The 14,764-nt window shown below is 46.5% G+C and carries 12 protein-coding genes and 1 pseudogene; 7 read left to right on the top strand and 6 right to left on the bottom strand.

The genetic code is table 11. The features are described from left to right. Nucleotides 1-111: 111 nt before the first annotated feature. Nucleotides 112-588: a TPM domain-containing protein gene (locus tag EWV68_RS07980; protein ID WP_287169423.1), complete on the top strand. Its 477-nt coding sequence runs from the start codon at nt 112-114 to the stop codon at nt 586-588. A gap of 78 nt (nt 589-666) precedes the next feature. Here EWV68_RS07980 and ruvX read toward each other — a convergent pair whose 3' ends face one another. Then, on the bottom strand, nt 667-1,104 hold the full coding sequence (ruvX, locus tag EWV68_RS07975) for a Holliday junction resolvase RuvX (protein ID WP_061432307.1): 438 nt from the start codon (nt 1,102-1,104) through the stop codon (nt 667-669). After that, nucleotides 1,104-2,345: a GNAT family N-acetyltransferase gene (locus EWV68_RS07970; protein ID WP_061432306.1), complete on the bottom strand. Its 1,242-nt coding sequence runs from the start codon at nt 2,343-2,345 to the stop codon at nt 1,104-1,106. The genes ruvX and EWV68_RS07970 overlap by 1 nt, the downstream gene beginning before the upstream one ends. A gap of 212 nt (nt 2,346-2,557) precedes the next feature. Between EWV68_RS07970 and EWV68_RS07965 the strand changes: the two genes are divergently transcribed. Both EWV68_RS07965 and EWV68_RS07960 read left to right on the top strand, forming a co-directional pair. Then, entirely contained in the window at nt 2,558-3,064 is a 507-nt protein-coding gene (locus EWV68_RS07965) for a hypothetical protein (protein ID WP_002741066.1), read from the top strand. Between the two features lie 8 nt (nt 3,065-3,072). Beyond that, nucleotides 3,073-3,480 carry an MAPEG family protein gene (locus tag EWV68_RS07960; protein ID WP_287169421.1) on the top strand — a complete coding sequence of 136 codons (408 nt, stop codon included), beginning with the start codon at nt 3,073-3,075 and terminating at the stop codon, nt 3,478-3,480. 71 nt (nt 3,481-3,551) lie between these two features. Here EWV68_RS07960 and EWV68_RS07955 read toward each other — a convergent pair whose 3' ends face one another. Then, nucleotides 3,552-4,592: an adenosine deaminase gene (locus EWV68_RS07955; RefSeq protein WP_061432304.1), complete on the bottom strand. Its 1,041-nt coding sequence runs from the start codon at nt 4,590-4,592 to the stop codon at nt 3,552-3,554. Between the two features lie 288 nt (nt 4,593-4,880). Between EWV68_RS07955 and carB the strand changes: the two genes are divergently transcribed. Further along, nucleotides 4,881-8,126 (top strand): carbamoyl-phosphate synthase large subunit, encoded by a 3,246-nt coding sequence (gene carB / locus EWV68_RS07950; RefSeq protein WP_287169420.1) that lies wholly within the window; start codon nt 4,881-4,883, stop codon nt 8,124-8,126. Nucleotides 8,127-8,410: 284 nt separating this feature from the next. After that, nucleotides 8,411-9,814: a TldD/PmbA family protein gene (locus EWV68_RS07945; protein WP_287169419.1), complete on the top strand. Its 1,404-nt coding sequence runs from the start codon at nt 8,411-8,413 to the stop codon at nt 9,812-9,814. 122 nt (nt 9,815-9,936) lie between these two features. On the opposite strand, the gene tatA is transcribed toward EWV68_RS07945, so the two are convergent. The 3 genes from tatA to EWV68_RS07930 form a co-directional block, all read right to left on the bottom strand. Next, a complete protein-coding gene (tatA, locus tag EWV68_RS07940) occupies nt 9,937-10,113 on the bottom strand; it encodes a twin-arginine translocase TatA/TatE family subunit (protein WP_002733416.1) in 177 nt (58 codons plus the stop codon). Nucleotides 10,114-10,293: 180 nt separating this feature from the next. After that, the gene (gene lpdA, locus EWV68_RS07935) at nt 10,294-11,724 is read right to left on the bottom strand and encodes a dihydrolipoyl dehydrogenase (protein ID WP_287169418.1); all 1,431 of its coding nucleotides are present in this window, start codon (nt 11,722-11,724) and stop codon (nt 10,294-10,296) included. A gap of 771 nt (nt 11,725-12,495) precedes the next feature. Beyond that, nucleotides 12,496-13,215, bottom strand: a complete 720-nt coding sequence (locus EWV68_RS07930) for a DUF3782 domain-containing protein (RefSeq protein WP_287169417.1) — start codon at nt 13,213-13,215, stop codon at nt 12,496-12,498. Nucleotides 13,216-13,561: 346 nt separating this feature from the next. On the opposite strand from EWV68_RS07930, the gene queG reads away from it, so the two are divergent. Together queG and EWV68_RS07920 are read left to right on the top strand one after the other, a co-directional pair. Continuing rightward, nucleotides 13,562-14,509 (top strand): tRNA epoxyqueuosine(34) reductase QueG, encoded by a 948-nt coding sequence (gene queG / locus EWV68_RS07925; RefSeq protein ID WP_287169415.1) that lies wholly within the window; start codon nt 13,562-13,564, stop codon nt 14,507-14,509. Continuing rightward, a pseudogene (locus tag EWV68_RS07920) lies at nt 14,499-14,648 on the top strand (HAD hydrolase-like protein); the annotation flags it as partial. The gene queG and the pseudogene EWV68_RS07920, both read left to right, overlap by 11 nt. Nucleotides 14,649-14,764 lie beyond the last annotated feature (116 nt).

Here is a 14,764-nt window from a genome sequence, read left to right as displayed (position 1 = left end):
TAGGGCTAATTGTGCATCTGCTGGGCAAACAAATTAGCCTGTAATTCAGAGCCGGCAATCGTTTTGACGATTTAGATAAAATTTTCAATGTGACACTTTAGGGTGCGGAATGTGGGTTTAATCCTCGTTTCCCTCAAGGATAGACGGATAGAAATCGAGACCGGTTATGGAGTCCAAAGATTTTTACCCGATGCTCAGGTCAAGGATATTATCTACACCTACATGACTCCCAGCTTCAAAACGGGAAACTACGAAGAGGGTATTCGAGCGGGTGTAACAGTTGTGAGCGGGTTTCTCCGTAGTGCTTATGGGTTGCGGCAAACTGAATTTAAGCCTCAAATCGCAATTTCCATTCTTCATCTTGTTTTGGCTATCCTGATGGTGGGGGTGTCTTTTCCCTTGATGTTAATTCTATATTTTGTTTATTTTCGTTGTGCCGTTGGTGGCAGCGGTAGAGGTGGCAGCGGTGGTGGTAGCAGCGGCAATAGCGACTATTGCGGTTATGATGGTTATGGTGGTGGTGGTTATGATGGTGGTGGTTTCGGCGGCGGCAGTAGCGATGGTGGCGGCGGCGGCGGTGGTTGGTAGAGTTGACACTCCCTCCCATAAGCACTTCGGGGAGTGTCAATAGAGGCTTTGGCTACCAGTTCCCTTGCCGTTATCTCCTCAAACAACAGTATTAACTCTCCGTCGGCGATCGAGCCATTGTTGTAAAATAATCGCCGCCGCTTCCCGATCGATCGCTCCCTTATCCCAAGAGGAAAACTGTTTTTTGGCTTTTAAGAATTCTTCCGCCTCTAGGGACGTGCAACGCTCATCAATGTATTCGAGGGGCAAATCTAAGGCGATGGCTAGTTTCTGGGCGTATTTTTGCACCTGTTGGGACTGAAATCCTAACTCCCCGGCCATGGTATAGGGCAGTCCCGCTACCAAAATCTTAATATTTCTTTCCTTGACAATTGCCTCAAACTGTGCTATGTCGGCAACAAAGGAAGAACGGATAATCGTGGTTAAACCGGTGGCGATTAAACCAGTGCCGTCACATCCTGCCACTCCTACCCGTTTTTTGCCGATATCTAAGCCGAGGGCGGCGACTCTTTCCATCACACTGGATGCCCCTGATCGGGGGGTTCCGAGGGCGGTTTGACCGGGGGAAGTTCCCCCGGACTGTCGAGGGAGTCCAGGGGGGGATTATTGGGCCATTTTAACCAAGACATCCGACTAGGGATGGGAGTTCGCGGCACCGGTTGTAAACCCTGCAGCATTTCTGCCAGGGCGGAATTTTCCGGCTTAGTTTCGCGGATTTTGTGCCATACCGAGCGCGACATCATCAGGGTGTGGGAACTGCGGATCGCTCCCAATTGTTCCAGATATTCCCGTCTTTCGTGCTGATAATCAGCAGATATCAACTCTAGCGAGCGAGCGGGATACTTGCGAGTGATCTGGGCCATCTGGATTAACAACTTAGGATAGAGCCAAGTGTAGGCGGGATGGACAATTAATTTCGCTTGATGGGGTCGCTCATCCCGATTAGATAGAATTAATTCAAAATAACCGATCGCCGCTTTTCGTTGCGGTTCAAAAACGTAACCGCGACTAATTTGCGGACTGCCGCACCAACTTTGACAGCGACCGAGCAAACTATCAACTAAACTGATTTTAAAATCCTGGATATGGCGATCAAATACCTGACGCAGTAGCGGCGGCATAGACACACAATCTAACTGATAAAGCAATTGAGCGTCAGCATTGCTCACGGGCAGTAAATTCGGTAAATCTGGCTCTTGTTTCGCCAATTCCTGTAATAATTGCGGCGGTAAAGACCAATAGGTTAATTCCGCCAAAGGCTGAAAACCGTGTTGCCGGAAAAGTGCCAAACTGTCCTTTTGATTGATATTAACCTCTAACACCCAGGTGCGCGCTTCCCAAACCGTTTCTAGACAATAACGCAGTAATTGCGCCCCGATGCCCTTGGGTTCGCTTAAAGACTCCGCCGGATGCACCCGCACCTGTTCCACCCGCCAAGTGCTGCGACTACTATTAAAAGGGGTGACTTGGATGGCCCCGCGAATTTTCCCTTCTTCTCCCCGATTGGCCATGGCCTCAGCCACATAGACATGAAAACGGTGTTGGAGAGGATTGGGAAAAAAACTGAGAATTTTAAATAACCCAAACCAAGGCCGCACCTGCTGCACCTGGGTGCGGAAATTTTGGGCGCGACGATCAATATCCTCATCGAAGTCATCCAGGGTTAAAGCTTCAATGTCTTCCAAATCCCGATATTGTACGGGACGGATTGGGCGATCGCTAAAATCGTCCCCTTGGGGAACAGGAGAAGTGGTCATGGCTCTGGGGTAAATATCGTCTATGCACCTATCTTACCGCAGAATCTAGAGGCACTTCCCCACCAATAACAATTTCTGGGGGATCATAGGCGACCACCACAGAAAGAACACCTCGATCGGTAGCTGGGGTTGTTTGGGCCAAATTTCCGATTATGACAATTCGATGCTACAATAACGGACGGTTAATCAGTCCGAATTTGCAGTAAAAGTCTTTGAGTCAATCTGTAGATACCACTAACACCCTAGACACTCTAGCTCAAGAACTAGCCGCCATTCAGCAGACCGGTTCTAAGCGCGTCGCTTTATTGGGTTCCCGTCACGTTCCCATCACGCACCAGCAATTGATCGAAATGATGGCCTATGCCCTCGTGCTGGCGGGCAATCGGATTATGACCTCCGGGGCGACGGGAACCAATTCCGCCGTCATTAAGGGGGCAATGCGGGCAGATCCTAATCTGTTAACCGTGATCTTACCCCAAAGTCTCGATCGCCAGCCCCTGGAATCCCAAGAACAACTCCAGCAGGTTATCCATCTGGTGGAATGTCCCGAAAATGACCATCTATCCCTAGGGGAAGCCAGCAGCCTCTGTAATCGCGAGATTATCAATCGTTGTCAACAGTTAATCTGTTTTGCTTTCCACGACAGTCAGACCCTTTTGCAAACCTGCGCGGAAGCGGAAGATCAACGCAAGCTAGTTACCCTATTTTATTTTGACTAAATTCAGCGATGAATCTCTCCGTCAGTGCCATTCTTCTCTATTCGATAGTGGCTGCCGCTATCTGTGTCTATCTACCTTTTCTGCTGGTGGCTTACGCTAGGGCTAAGGTGGGTTACAATACCTCCGCTCCCCGGGCCATGTTCGACCAACTCCCAGACTACGCTAAACGAGCAACTTGGGCCCATCAAAATGGTTTTGAAACCTTTATGATCTATAGTGCCGCCGCTCTCATGGCCTACGTTACAGGAGTCTCCTCATCCCTGGCCGCTACCTGTGCGATCGCTTTCGTGATCCTCCGGCTTTTATTTTCCCTTTTTTATATCACTAATGTCCCAATCGCTCGTTCCCTGATGTTCGGTCTCGGCTCTCTCTGTACCTATACTCTTTTTGGGTTGAGTTTAATCAAGATTCAGTAGTTCGGGAGGGGCAAAAACCCCGATGGGAAATCGGGTTAGAAGTTGCTTAACCCGAACTAAAGTTAATTCTGTTACTGATAAACCGGTAATTTGGGATTATCCACTGATAACAAACCAGTTAAAAGTGAGGCGGGTTTTTGACTGTAGGGCCAGGCAAAAGCATGACGAAAAGCCGCATCTTGACAAGCTTGTAATTGTCGAAAATCGATCACATCTAGGGTGAGTAAATTTTCGTACTCGAAAGGCAGCCGGACATTGTGTAAACCGGCATTATCGGTACAGATAGCAATATCAACCCCCGCTTCAAAACAGCGATCGAAGACTATCTTTAATTGCGATAAACTTTTGAGGGTGCCAGTTTTTAAATAGGTGGTGGGACAGACTTCTAAACATTGATGACTACGGGCAACTTCCGGCAGCAATTCCGGATATTGTAGGGGAATTTGAATGCCGTGACCAATTCTTTGCAGATAGGGCAGTAATTGGGGATAACAACCGTCCTTTGTTTCGTAAAGATGGCCGGTGGTATTTAAACCCTCTTCCCTGGCATAACTGTATAAACCAGCAAATTCCTCTAGTCGAGTTTGGTAGTAGGAATCACCCCCGGCAATATCGATCGCACAGACGTATTCTTTCATCTCTAGGGCCAGATCAACGATCGCTTTGTTGACTTCGGAGGGAAGTCGCGAGTGCATACAGAGAATTTGACTGGTAATAATCGGATATTCGCTCATTTTCGAGGCTTGACCGACGATCTCGACAATCGAGCGCATTTGCTCGATTCGCTCTGTTTGGTTCAAATGTTCGTCGGTGCGATAGTAGGGAGTATAGCGCAATTCTAAATAGGCAAGATTCTCGAAGATGTAAGCGCCGCGAATCAGACGATAAATAAAATAGGGCAAAGTTTGGGCGGTTTGAACACTTTCGACTAGGGTATGTAATTCCAAATACTCATCTAAACTATTGCGTTCACGGGTGTAAAATTCCTCAAAAGCGGGGTATTCCTGGAATTTGGCCGCTAAATCCCGCTCATGTCTGTGAAAGTAGCGCCAGAGAATTCTCGGTACTACCGATCCCCCTAAATGCCGATGCAAATCTGCGTATAAAGCCACAACTCCGATGCTCCTTAGTCTCTCAAATGTTCCTTAAATATAACGAAGTTTTACAATTGTTTGACAATCGTTCCCAAATAGTATCAGTACCTATCCAGTGATCGGTTGGGTGTTGGGGAGCGGGGAGATAGTGAACAGTCGCTAGTGCAAGGCTCAGATCTGATCACCGATCACTGATTCAAGGCTGACAGCTAGAATAAGGTCATTAAACCTAAATAAAGCTTTAGGGAATAGAGGGGTGACAACATATACAATGATTGGGGTTTATCCTCAAGCAAACCTAAGCCTATGCCACGCCGTGATGACTTACAGAAAATCCTAATCTTGGGCGCTGGCCCAATTGTCATCGGACAAGCCTGTGAATTCGACTATTCGGGAACTCAAGCCTGTAAAGCCCTGCGAGAAGAAGGTTATGAGGTAATTTTAGTCAATTCTAACCCCGCCTCGATCATGACCGATCCAGAAATGGCCGATCGCACCTACATTGAACCAATTCTGCCGGAAATTGTCGAGAAAATTATCGCCAAAGAACGTCCCGATGCCATTCTACCGACTATGGGCGGTCAAACTGCCCTAAATACCGCCGTAGCTTTGGCCAAAAGCGGCGTTTTAGAAAAATATAACGTGGAACTGATCGGGGCAAAACTTCCCGCTATTGAAAAAGCCGAAGATAGGGAACTATTCAAAAAAGCAATGGAGAAAATCGGTGTTCCCGTCTGTCCTTCGGGGATTGCCAACAATTTAGAAGAAGCAAAAGCGATCGCCCATCAGATCGGTTCCTATCCTCTCATTATCCGGCCGGCCTTCACTTTAGGAGGAACGGGGGGCGGTATTGCCTATAACCAAGAAGAATTTGAACCGATGGCCCAGTATGGTCTAGATTGTTCGCCTACATCGCAAATTCTCGTCGAAAAATCCCTAATTGGCTGGAAAGAATACGAATTAGAGGTCATGCGCGATCTAGCCGATAACGTGGTGATCATCTGTTCGATCGAAAACTTTGACCCGATGGGGGTCCATACCGGCGACTCGATTACGGTTGCGCCCGCCCAAACCCTGACCGACAAAGAATACCAACGCCTCCGGGACTATTCTAAGGCAATTATTCGGGAAATTGGCGTAGAAACCGGCGGATCGAACATCCAATTCTCCGTTAATCCCACTAACGGCGACGTAATCGTGATTGAGATGAATCCCCGGGTATCGCGTTCTTCGGCCCTAGCATCGAAAGCCACGGGATTCCCGATCGCTAAATTTGCCGCTAAACTAGCAGTAGGCTACACTTTAGACGAAATTCCCAACGATATCACCAAAAAAACCCCGGCTTCCTTTGAACCGACTATCGATTACGTCGTCACCAAAATTCCTCGCTTTGCCTTCGAGAAATTCCCCGGCTCCCAACCGATTCTAACCACCCAGATGAAATCCGTCGGGGAAGCCATGGCTATCGGTCGAACTTTCCAAGAATCCTTTCAAAAAGCGCTTCGCTCCCTAGAAACGGGACGTTTTGGCTTTGGTTGCGATAAAGTCGAAACTCTCCCCCCTCTCTCGGAAGTCCGGGCCGGTTTGCGGACACCTAACCCCGAACGAGTTTATAGTATCTATCATGCTTTTAAATTGGGCATGAATGGGTCGGAAATCCACGAACTAACCGGGATTGATCCCTGGTTCCTCGATAAATTGGCCGATTTGATGGAAACCGAGAAGTTTCTCAAACGAACTCCCCTGAAAAGTCTCGGCAAAGAGGACCTATTCGCTATTAAACAACAGGGATTTAGCGATCGCCAAATCGCCTTCGCCACCAACAGCAGCGAGGACGAAGTGAGAAGTTATCGCAAGGGTTTAGGTATTATTCCCGTTTATAAAATGGTGGACACCTGCGCGGCGGAATTTGAGGCCCTAACACCCTATTATTATTCCACCTACGAACAGGTAGAATCGGAAGTCTTACCCTCCGATCAACGCAAAGTGATGATCCTCGGTGGTGGTCCCAATCGCATCGGCCAGGGGATAGAATTTGACTACTGTTGTTGTCATGCCGCTTTTTCCCTCAGTCAAGCCGGTTTTGAGACGATTATGGTCAACTCTAACCCGGAAACTGTCTCCACCGATTACGATACCAGCGATCGCCTTTACTTTGAACCCCTGACCAAAGAGGATGTCTTAAATATCATCGAAGCGGAACAACCAGAGGGTTTAATTATTCAATTCGGTGGGCAAACTCCCTTAAAACTGGCGGTTCCCCTGCAAAAATATTTAGAATCGCCTAATTGTCCCGTAAATACCAAAATTTGGGGAACTTCACCCGATTCGATCGATGCCGCCGAAGATCGGGAACGTTTTGAAAAAATCCTCCGAGAATTAGATATCCGACAACCCCTCAACGGTATTGCCCGCAATTTCCAAGAATCCCAAGCAGTGGCTCAACGCATCGGTTATCCTGTGGTAGTACGTCCGTCCTACGTTTTAGGCGGTCGGGCGATGGAAATCGTCTATTCCGATAGCGAATTGGAACGCTATATGAAGTACGCAGTACAGATAGAACCGGATCACCCGATTTTAATCGATAAATTCCTCGAAAATGCCATCGAAGTGGATGTGGATGCCCTCTCAGATGCGACGGGAACAGTCGTTATCGGGGGATTAATGGAACATATCGAACAAGCGGGCGTACATTCGGGCGATTCTGCCTGTTCTATCCCCCATACGTCCCTGAGTGCCTCGGTTTTAACCACAATTCGACAATGGACGGTGGAACTAGCGAAAGCTTTAAAAGTAATCGGTTTGATGAATATCCAGTATGCGGTGCAGGGGGAGACAGTTTATATCTTAGAAGCGAATCCCCGCGCTAGTCGTACTGTTCCCTACGTTTCCAAAGCAACGGGAGTTCCTCTGGCAAAAGTTGCCTCCCTCGTCATGTCGGGCAAAACCCTAGCAGAATTGGGGATCATCAGCGAAGCAATTCCCCGTCATATTGCCGTGAAAGAAGCGGTTTTACCCTTCCAGAAGTTCCCCGGTGCTGATACTCTCCTGGGACCAGAAATGCGTTCTACAGGGGAAGTAATGGGGATTGACAGCGATTTTGGCAAAGCTTTCGCTAAAGCGGAAATGGCCGCCGGCGTGATTTTAGCCACCAGTGGGACGGTTTTTGTCTCGATGAACGATCGCGATAAAACCCCCATGGTTCCCGTAGTTAAGGATCTGCAATCCCTCGGTTTTCGCGTCGTCGCCACTTCGGGAACTCGTGAAGTTTTGTTAGAAAACGGTTGCGAAAATATCGATTTAGTGCTAAAGATTCACGAAGGTCGTCCCCACGTTATCGATTGGATCAAAAATGACTGGATTCAGTTTATTGTCAATACTCCCAGTGGTGAAGAATCCCAAAACGATGGCCGACAAATTCGCCGTACTGCCCTCGATTATAAGTTACCAATTATCACCACTATCGCCGGGGCAAAAGCGACAGTAGCGGCCTTAAAATCCCTGCAATCCCAACCTTTAGAGGTGAAAGCTTTACAGGATTATCTCGCCTAATTTCAGTTATCAGTTATCAGTTATCAGTTATCAGTTATCAGTTATCAGTTATCAGTTATCAGTTATCAGTTATCAGTTAGAAAGGGGATATAGGGATTTAGGGGTTTAGGGAAATTTCAGCCAAATGCCCCACTACCCCATCACCCCACTACCCCATCTCCCCACTACCCCATCACACCCCACACCCCACACCCCACACCCCATCACACCCCACACCCCATCACCCCACTACCCCACACCCCACACCCCACACCCCACACCCCACTTCCTAATTCCTAATTCCCATGACCGATACTCTAAACGATTATAAAAACCTGATTAGTGAACTGATTAACCGTTATAAAAACCGCGTCGATTTCCTGACAATTCGTCTGGAAGAAGCGCGGGGGACAAATATTCTACTACGTTCCGAACGAGTGGAAACCCTCAGCGAAGGTATTGCTATCGGTGGTCAGGTACGCGCCTGTTATAAAGGAGGTTGGGGATTTGCCAGCTTTAATCAATTATCCAGTTTACAGGAACGATTAGAAGATGCGATCGCTGCTGCCCGTTTAATTGGGGAAGAAGAAACCCTGATTGCTCCAGTAGAACCTGTAATTATTAGTTGTGAATTGCCTTTAACGGGAACGGACCCCCGTTTAGTACCATTAGCCGATAAAAAAGCCCTCTGCGATCGCTATAATAACTTACTGCGTCAACATCATGCCAGTATTGCCACCACTTCCGTCCGTTACAGCGATAGCAGTCAACATATTCTTTTAGGCACTTCTGACGGGACTTTAATCGAACAAAAATGGTCGGACTTAGAAATGCGTTTTTCGGCCACCGCTAGGGATGGGGACAGCGTACAAACGGGCCGGGAAACCACGGGATCCCGAAAAGCTTTCGAGGATCTGATCAATTTAGAAGAACAGGTGCAAGGGTCGGCTAAACGGGCCGTACAAGCCCTAGTTTTGCCCCCTGTCAAGGGCGATACCTACACCGTCGTCATCGATCCCATTTTAACCGGTCTGTTCGTCCATGAGGCTTTTGGCCACCTTTCCGAGGCAGATATGTTATACGAAAATCCCGACCTTTTGGAAGTGATGAGTATGGGCAAACGTTTTGGACCAGATAACCTGCAAATCTTTGACGGGGCCTATCCGGAAGGTCATCGGGGCAGTTATTTTTATGACGATGAGGGAACCCCCGCGACGACGACTCAGTTAATTAAAGATGGGGTTTTGGTGGGAAGACTGCATTCGCGGGAAACGGCGGGCAAATTAGGCGAAAAACCGACCGGTAACGCCCGTTGTCTCAATTATCATTATCCGCCCATTGTCCGCATGACCAACACTTGGATTGAACGGGGAACCACTCCCGTTAAAGAGTTATTTTCGGGGATAAAAACGGGAGTTTATGCCCAAAATTGGCAGGGAGGCATGACTAACGGCGAAATGTTCACTTTTAGCGCCGGGGAAGCTTGGATGATTCGCGATGGAGAAATTGCTGAACCGGTTAAAGATGTGACTCTCTCCGGTAATGTCTTTAAAACCCTAGCCAATATTGAGGCAATTGCTGATGATTTCTACTGGGACGAGTCAGGAGGCTGCGGAAAAGGGGGTCAAAGTGGTTTACCCGTCGGCTGCGGTGGCCCCAGTCTCCGTATCCGCAATGTGGTGGTGGGGGGAGAAGCAGATATTCAGTGATCAGTGATCAGTAAACAGTAATCAGTGAAAAGACAGCAGAAAACTGCTATTTGATGATGCTCACTTAATACTCAAAACTGATAACTGATAACTGCTGTAGCGGAGTTTCATAAGGGCGAAATCTATCTCATCTTCTCATCACTGTCTTCAATTTCTTGCTCATCTTGATTGATTTCTTCCTTAAATCCCCGTAAAGTTTTCCCCAAAGCTGCCCCAAATTCGGGTATTTTTTTCGGTCCAAATATCAGGAGAACAACCACAGCAATAATTACTATTTCTGGCCAACCTAATCCAAACATAATCTTGAAAGTAAAAAGTAAAAAAAGAGAAAGTAGTCAGAATTCAGGAGTCGGAAACTTGGAGAATTGCTAGATTCTGTCTTTTGCACGAGTGCCTGTTGCCTCTTGCCTTCAGAAGCTGATAACTAATAACTAATAACTAATAACTAATAACTGATAACTGATAACTGATAACTGACTCTATGCTGCCACTTCAGCGCGTTTATAAGCTTCGTCGAGGACTTCTGAGAGAGTCGGATGGGTGTGGATGCGGAAAGCGAGTTCATGGACGGATTGGCGTTCAGCGATCGCATTGGCCGCTTCTTGAATTAAATCCGATGCGTGGATACCGATAATATGAACACCGAGTAATTCCCCCGTATCCTGACGATAAACGACTTTAGCGATGCCTTCCGTTTCTCCTTCCGCTAAAGCCTTAGAATTTCCCTTAAAATAGGTCTTGACAGAAGCGACCTTATACCCTTCTTCCTGTGCCAAAGCTTCTGCTTGCGGTTCCGTTAAACCCACATAACTAATTTCGGGGTGGGTAAAAGCGGCAGCGGGAATACTGCGATAATCGATGGTTTTTGGGCGATTACAGATATTTTCAATGGCTATTACCCCTTGACCCGAAGCAGCGTGAGCTAACATCATTTTACCCGTAGCATCGCCCACGGCCCAAAGATGGGGAACGGGTTCACCGTCCTGAATTACCTGCATTTTGTCATTAACGGCAATAAAACCGCGTTTATCCAGTTCTACCCCGACAAATTCCAATCCGAGATTCTTGGTCGCGGGGATTCTTCCTGTAGCGACTAAACAAGCATCTACCTCTAAAATTTCGATCGCTTCTTTGCTTTTTGCGTCCACCAGTTCAATGGCCACAGGATTCCCCGGTTTAATACTTTTTGCCAAAACTCCCACATAAGTCTCGATGTCTCTAGGTTTAATCAGAACTCTTTCCGCGATTTTCGAGATTTCTGGGTCAAATCCAGGCATGAGACTATCTAAAGCTTCGATCATCGTCACTTCACAACCCAAAGCGGTGTATATATCCGAAAATTCCAGACCGATATAACCACTACCGATAATTGCGATCCACTTGGGTAAAGTTTCTAATCTAACGGCCTCATCGCTGGTAAAAACCGTTTTATGATCGATCTCGATCCCCGGTGGGACAAAGGGAACCGACCCCGGACAGAGCATAATATCCTTAGCGGTGTAGATTTTTTCGCCACTATCACCGATGACGCTAACTTTTTGCGGGCCGGCGATTTTTCCCCAACCGTGGATAGTATCAACCTTGAGACGTTTAAGACTATTAGTGAGATCGCCTCTAATTTTACTGACAAGGTTGTTAGCATGATCGGCAATTGTCGGACGGTCAAAATTAACGCCACCGATGGCAATACCTAAACTTTTTAGATGGTCAGTATCGGCTAATTCTCGCACTCGTCCCGAGGCTGCCAGTAAAGCTTTAGAGGGAATACAACCGCGATTGACACAGGTTCCTCCCATATCTTTGGCTTCGATAATAGCTGTTTTTAGCCCACATTTGACTGCGTGTAGGGCTGCCCCGTGGCCACCAACTCCAGCACCGATAATAATTAAATCGTAGTCGAATTCACTCATAGTCTCTCTGACTCTCAAAGTTAGCATTATCCCATTTTACGATCCACTGCGATCAAGCTGTGCTATCCCGGGCAAAAACTGGAGCCAGTTTTTAGCCATCAGGCTCTTGTGCATTGAAACTGGCTATTGGCAATTTTAGGACAAGACGTTACTAAACCTCTGGTAAGTAGTCGTGCAAAATTAATTTCCTAGTGAAGATAGGCAAGAGGCAAGAGGCAAGAGGCAAGAGCGGGGTTAGATATGTGTAATTAATTTTGCCTAGGTACTTAAAAATCAAAAATTGTTGTTAGGGTTAGCAGTCAGTCGTCAGTAGTCAGTAGTCAGGAGAAGTAAGCATGAATAATAATCAATTAAATGGTCTATAGCGTTTTTCAGTCTGCTGAGGTATAAAAGTTATGGTTTTTAGGCAAAAGGCAAGAGGCAAAAGGCAAAGGGGAAGAAAAACAGGTGTACCTCACTAGCTTAGGAAACGCTATATTCACAGATTTTATGCTATTTAATCCTTATTTTTGCCGTTTTTGAATCCTCAAAAATTAATTAGGCAAAGCGTTACTGAATCAAGATATGAATAAGTAGTCGTGCAAAATTAATTTCCTAGTGAAGATAGGCAAGAGGCAAGAGGCAAGAGGCAAGAGCGGGGTTAGATATGTGTAATTAATTTTGCCTAGGTACTTACTAATTCTGCATCCTATCCATAGGTTAGTCTAGTGCTAGGTTGGAAAAGTTAGACCAGCTGCCAATACTTTGCCAGATGAAGGAACCATCTTTCTCCTACCATAATTTAGGCTCGAAACCAGAATCATTAATGATTTCTACCGTTTCTCCCGATGGTTTAATTACAAATAAACCTTGTTTATAGGCATAACGATCTACTCCTTCGTCTATTTCTATTCCCGCCACTGCACCGTAAGCTTGATAGTTTTTATAATGGGGAAATGCTTGTTTAAATCGACTTAATTTTTCTAAAAACTCGTTGACATCATCTTTCGATAAACGAGACTTACATTCTACTAAAACTACCTCGGTTTCATCGACGGCTAAAATGTCAATCTCCATGGCTATTCCTTGCCGTTTTACCCTGGCACGACTGTAGGTTTCTTTAACATCGATACCTTTGCCACGAAATAGGCTAATAACAGCAGGTTCGACTAATTCCTCGACAAATCTTCCCCAGCGAGTGGTTAAACTATCCACCGCACGACTGGTATTAGCCACTGTTTTCTCTAGCTTGGCTAAACGGCGATCGGCTTCGGCAGCCCGGCGATCGGCTTCGGCCTTAGCTTCGGCAGCCCGGCGATCGGCTTCGGCCTTGGCTTCCGCAGCCCGGCGATCGTATTCAGCAGCCCGGCGATCGTATTCAGCAGCCTGGCGATCGGCTTCGGCCTTGGCTTCGGCGGCCCGGCGATCGTATTCTTGGCGTGATTGTTCAAACTTTTCGTTAGTTTTCTCAAAAAGTTTATAGATATCTTCGATGGTAATCGGTTGAGACATGGTTATTTGTTTTAATCTTTCTTGTTTTACTATAATTGTACTAGCAAAGTACAAGTCATTTTGGGGACAGGTGTTAATTCAGCAAGTCAATAGTTATACTAAATCCGTTGAGTAACGCACAGAAAACGGGTTTCTCGGAGAAACCCCTTTTCTACTCATGCAAAAGGCAAAACGGAGAATAAATAATCAGTTTTTAATAACTGGATTTAGTATGAGGACGATATAGCGGGGACGGGAACCACAGTTTCTTCGTTGATCATGGTTTCTAACTGTTCAGCCTGGGATTTGGCTCAATAAATTGATAATTGTAAATAATTGTTACAAATACTTGACTTAAGATATGTCTATGCTGACAGAAACACAAATCAAAGAAAAAGCGCTAGAGTTGGGCTTCCATGGGGTCGGTATTGCCTCTGTGGATAGTCAAGACTTGGCGGTATCCCATCTAAACAACTGGTTAGAGCGGGGTTATCACGCTGATATGGATTGGATGACTAACCCGAAACGACAGGATATCAAAACTCTTTGGCCAGAAGTGCGATCGCTAATTGGTCTCGCCCTTAACTACTACACCCCCCAGCAACACAGTCAAGAGCAAAACCACGGCAAAATTTCCCGTTATGCTTGGGGACGGGATTATCACAAAGTATTAAGTAAAAAATTAAAAGCCCTCAGTCAATGGTTAGAAAGTCAGGGGGAGCAAATTCAAACCCGTTACTATGTGGATACAGGACCGGTACAGGATAAAGTTTGGGCGCAAAGAGCAGGGATCGGCTGGATTGCCAAGAATGGTAACTTAATTACCCGCAATTACGGCAGTTGGGTTTTTTTAGCCGAAATATTAACTAATTTACCTTTAGAACCCGATCGACCCCATAGTGACCATTGTGGCACCTGTAGCCGTTGTTTAAGCGCTTGTCCGACCCAAGCAATAGTTAGTCCCTATGTGGTGGATGCTAATCGCTGTATTGCGTACCATACCATCGAAAATCGTGCTGTAACTTTGCCTACAGAAATTGCCAAGAATTTACAAGGTTGGGTAGCCGGCTGCGATATCTGTCAAGATGTCTGTCCTTGGAATCAACGTTTTGCCCAAGTTACCGACGTGGAGGATTTTCAACCTCGTCCCGAAAACCTCTCGCCAAGGTTGGAGGAATTAGCTAATCTAACTATAGAGGAGTGGGATCGTCGTTTCATCTCGTCGGCCTTGCGTCGAATTAAACCCCAGCAGTGGCGACGTAATGCCCAAGCTAATTTAGCCCATTCCCCTCACCCCGCACAAGATGACAATTAAAGTAGTAGTGTTCGATTTTGATGGTACTATCGCCGATACCCACGATACTTTCGTGGAGATTGTCAATCGTTTGGCTAAAAATTTTGGTTATCAACCCATCAACGAGGAAGATTTGGCCAGACTAAAAAACCTTAGTTCCTGACTGACGGACACATTTTTCAATACAAAGACAAGTACTGTTATGTGAAAGCCTCAAACTCCTGAATAAAAGAAAAGGTAATTTTGCCATAATAATCCTGACGAGCTTTGCGAGAA

Origin of the sequence: Microcystis sp. M_QC_C_20170808_M9Col (assembly GCF_007095495.1) — a bacterium.
GTDB classification, from domain to species: Bacteria; Cyanobacteriota; Cyanobacteriia; order Cyanobacteriales; family Microcystaceae; genus Microcystis; species Microcystis aeruginosa.
This window is presented reverse-complemented; position numbering and strand designations above follow the sequence as displayed.

Bases quoted from the DNA above. Each gene is read 5' to 3' on its own strand.
- tatA (WP_002733416.1), bottom strand. From the start codon at position 10,113: ATGTTTGGATTAGGTTGGCCAGAAATAGTAATTATTGCTGTGGTTGTT.
- EWV68_RS07970 (WP_061432306.1), bottom strand. From the start codon at position 2,345: ATGACCACTTCTCCTGTTCCCCAAGGGGACGATTTTAGCGATCGCCCA.
- carB (WP_287169420.1), top strand. From the start codon at position 4,881: ATGCCACGCCGTGATGACTTACAGAAAATCCTAATCTTGGGCGCTGGC.
- lpdA (WP_287169418.1), bottom strand. From the start codon at position 11,724: ATGAGTGAATTCGACTACGATTTAATTATTATCGGTGCTGGAGTTGGT.
- EWV68_RS07930 (WP_287169417.1), bottom strand. From the start codon at position 13,215: ATGTCTCAACCGATTACCATCGAAGATATCTATAAACTTTTTGAGAAA.
- EWV68_RS07960 (WP_287169421.1), top strand. From the start codon at position 3,073: ATGAATCTCTCCGTCAGTGCCATTCTTCTCTATTCGATAGTGGCTGCC.
- ruvX (WP_061432307.1), bottom strand. From the start codon at position 1,104: ATGGAAAGAGTCGCCGCCCTCGGCTTAGATATCGGCAAAAAACGGGTA.
- EWV68_RS07945 (WP_287169419.1), top strand. From the start codon at position 8,411: ATGACCGATACTCTAAACGATTATAAAAACCTGATTAGTGAACTGATT.
- queG (WP_287169415.1), top strand. From the start codon at position 13,562: ATGCTGACAGAAACACAAATCAAAGAAAAAGCGCTAGAGTTGGGCTTC.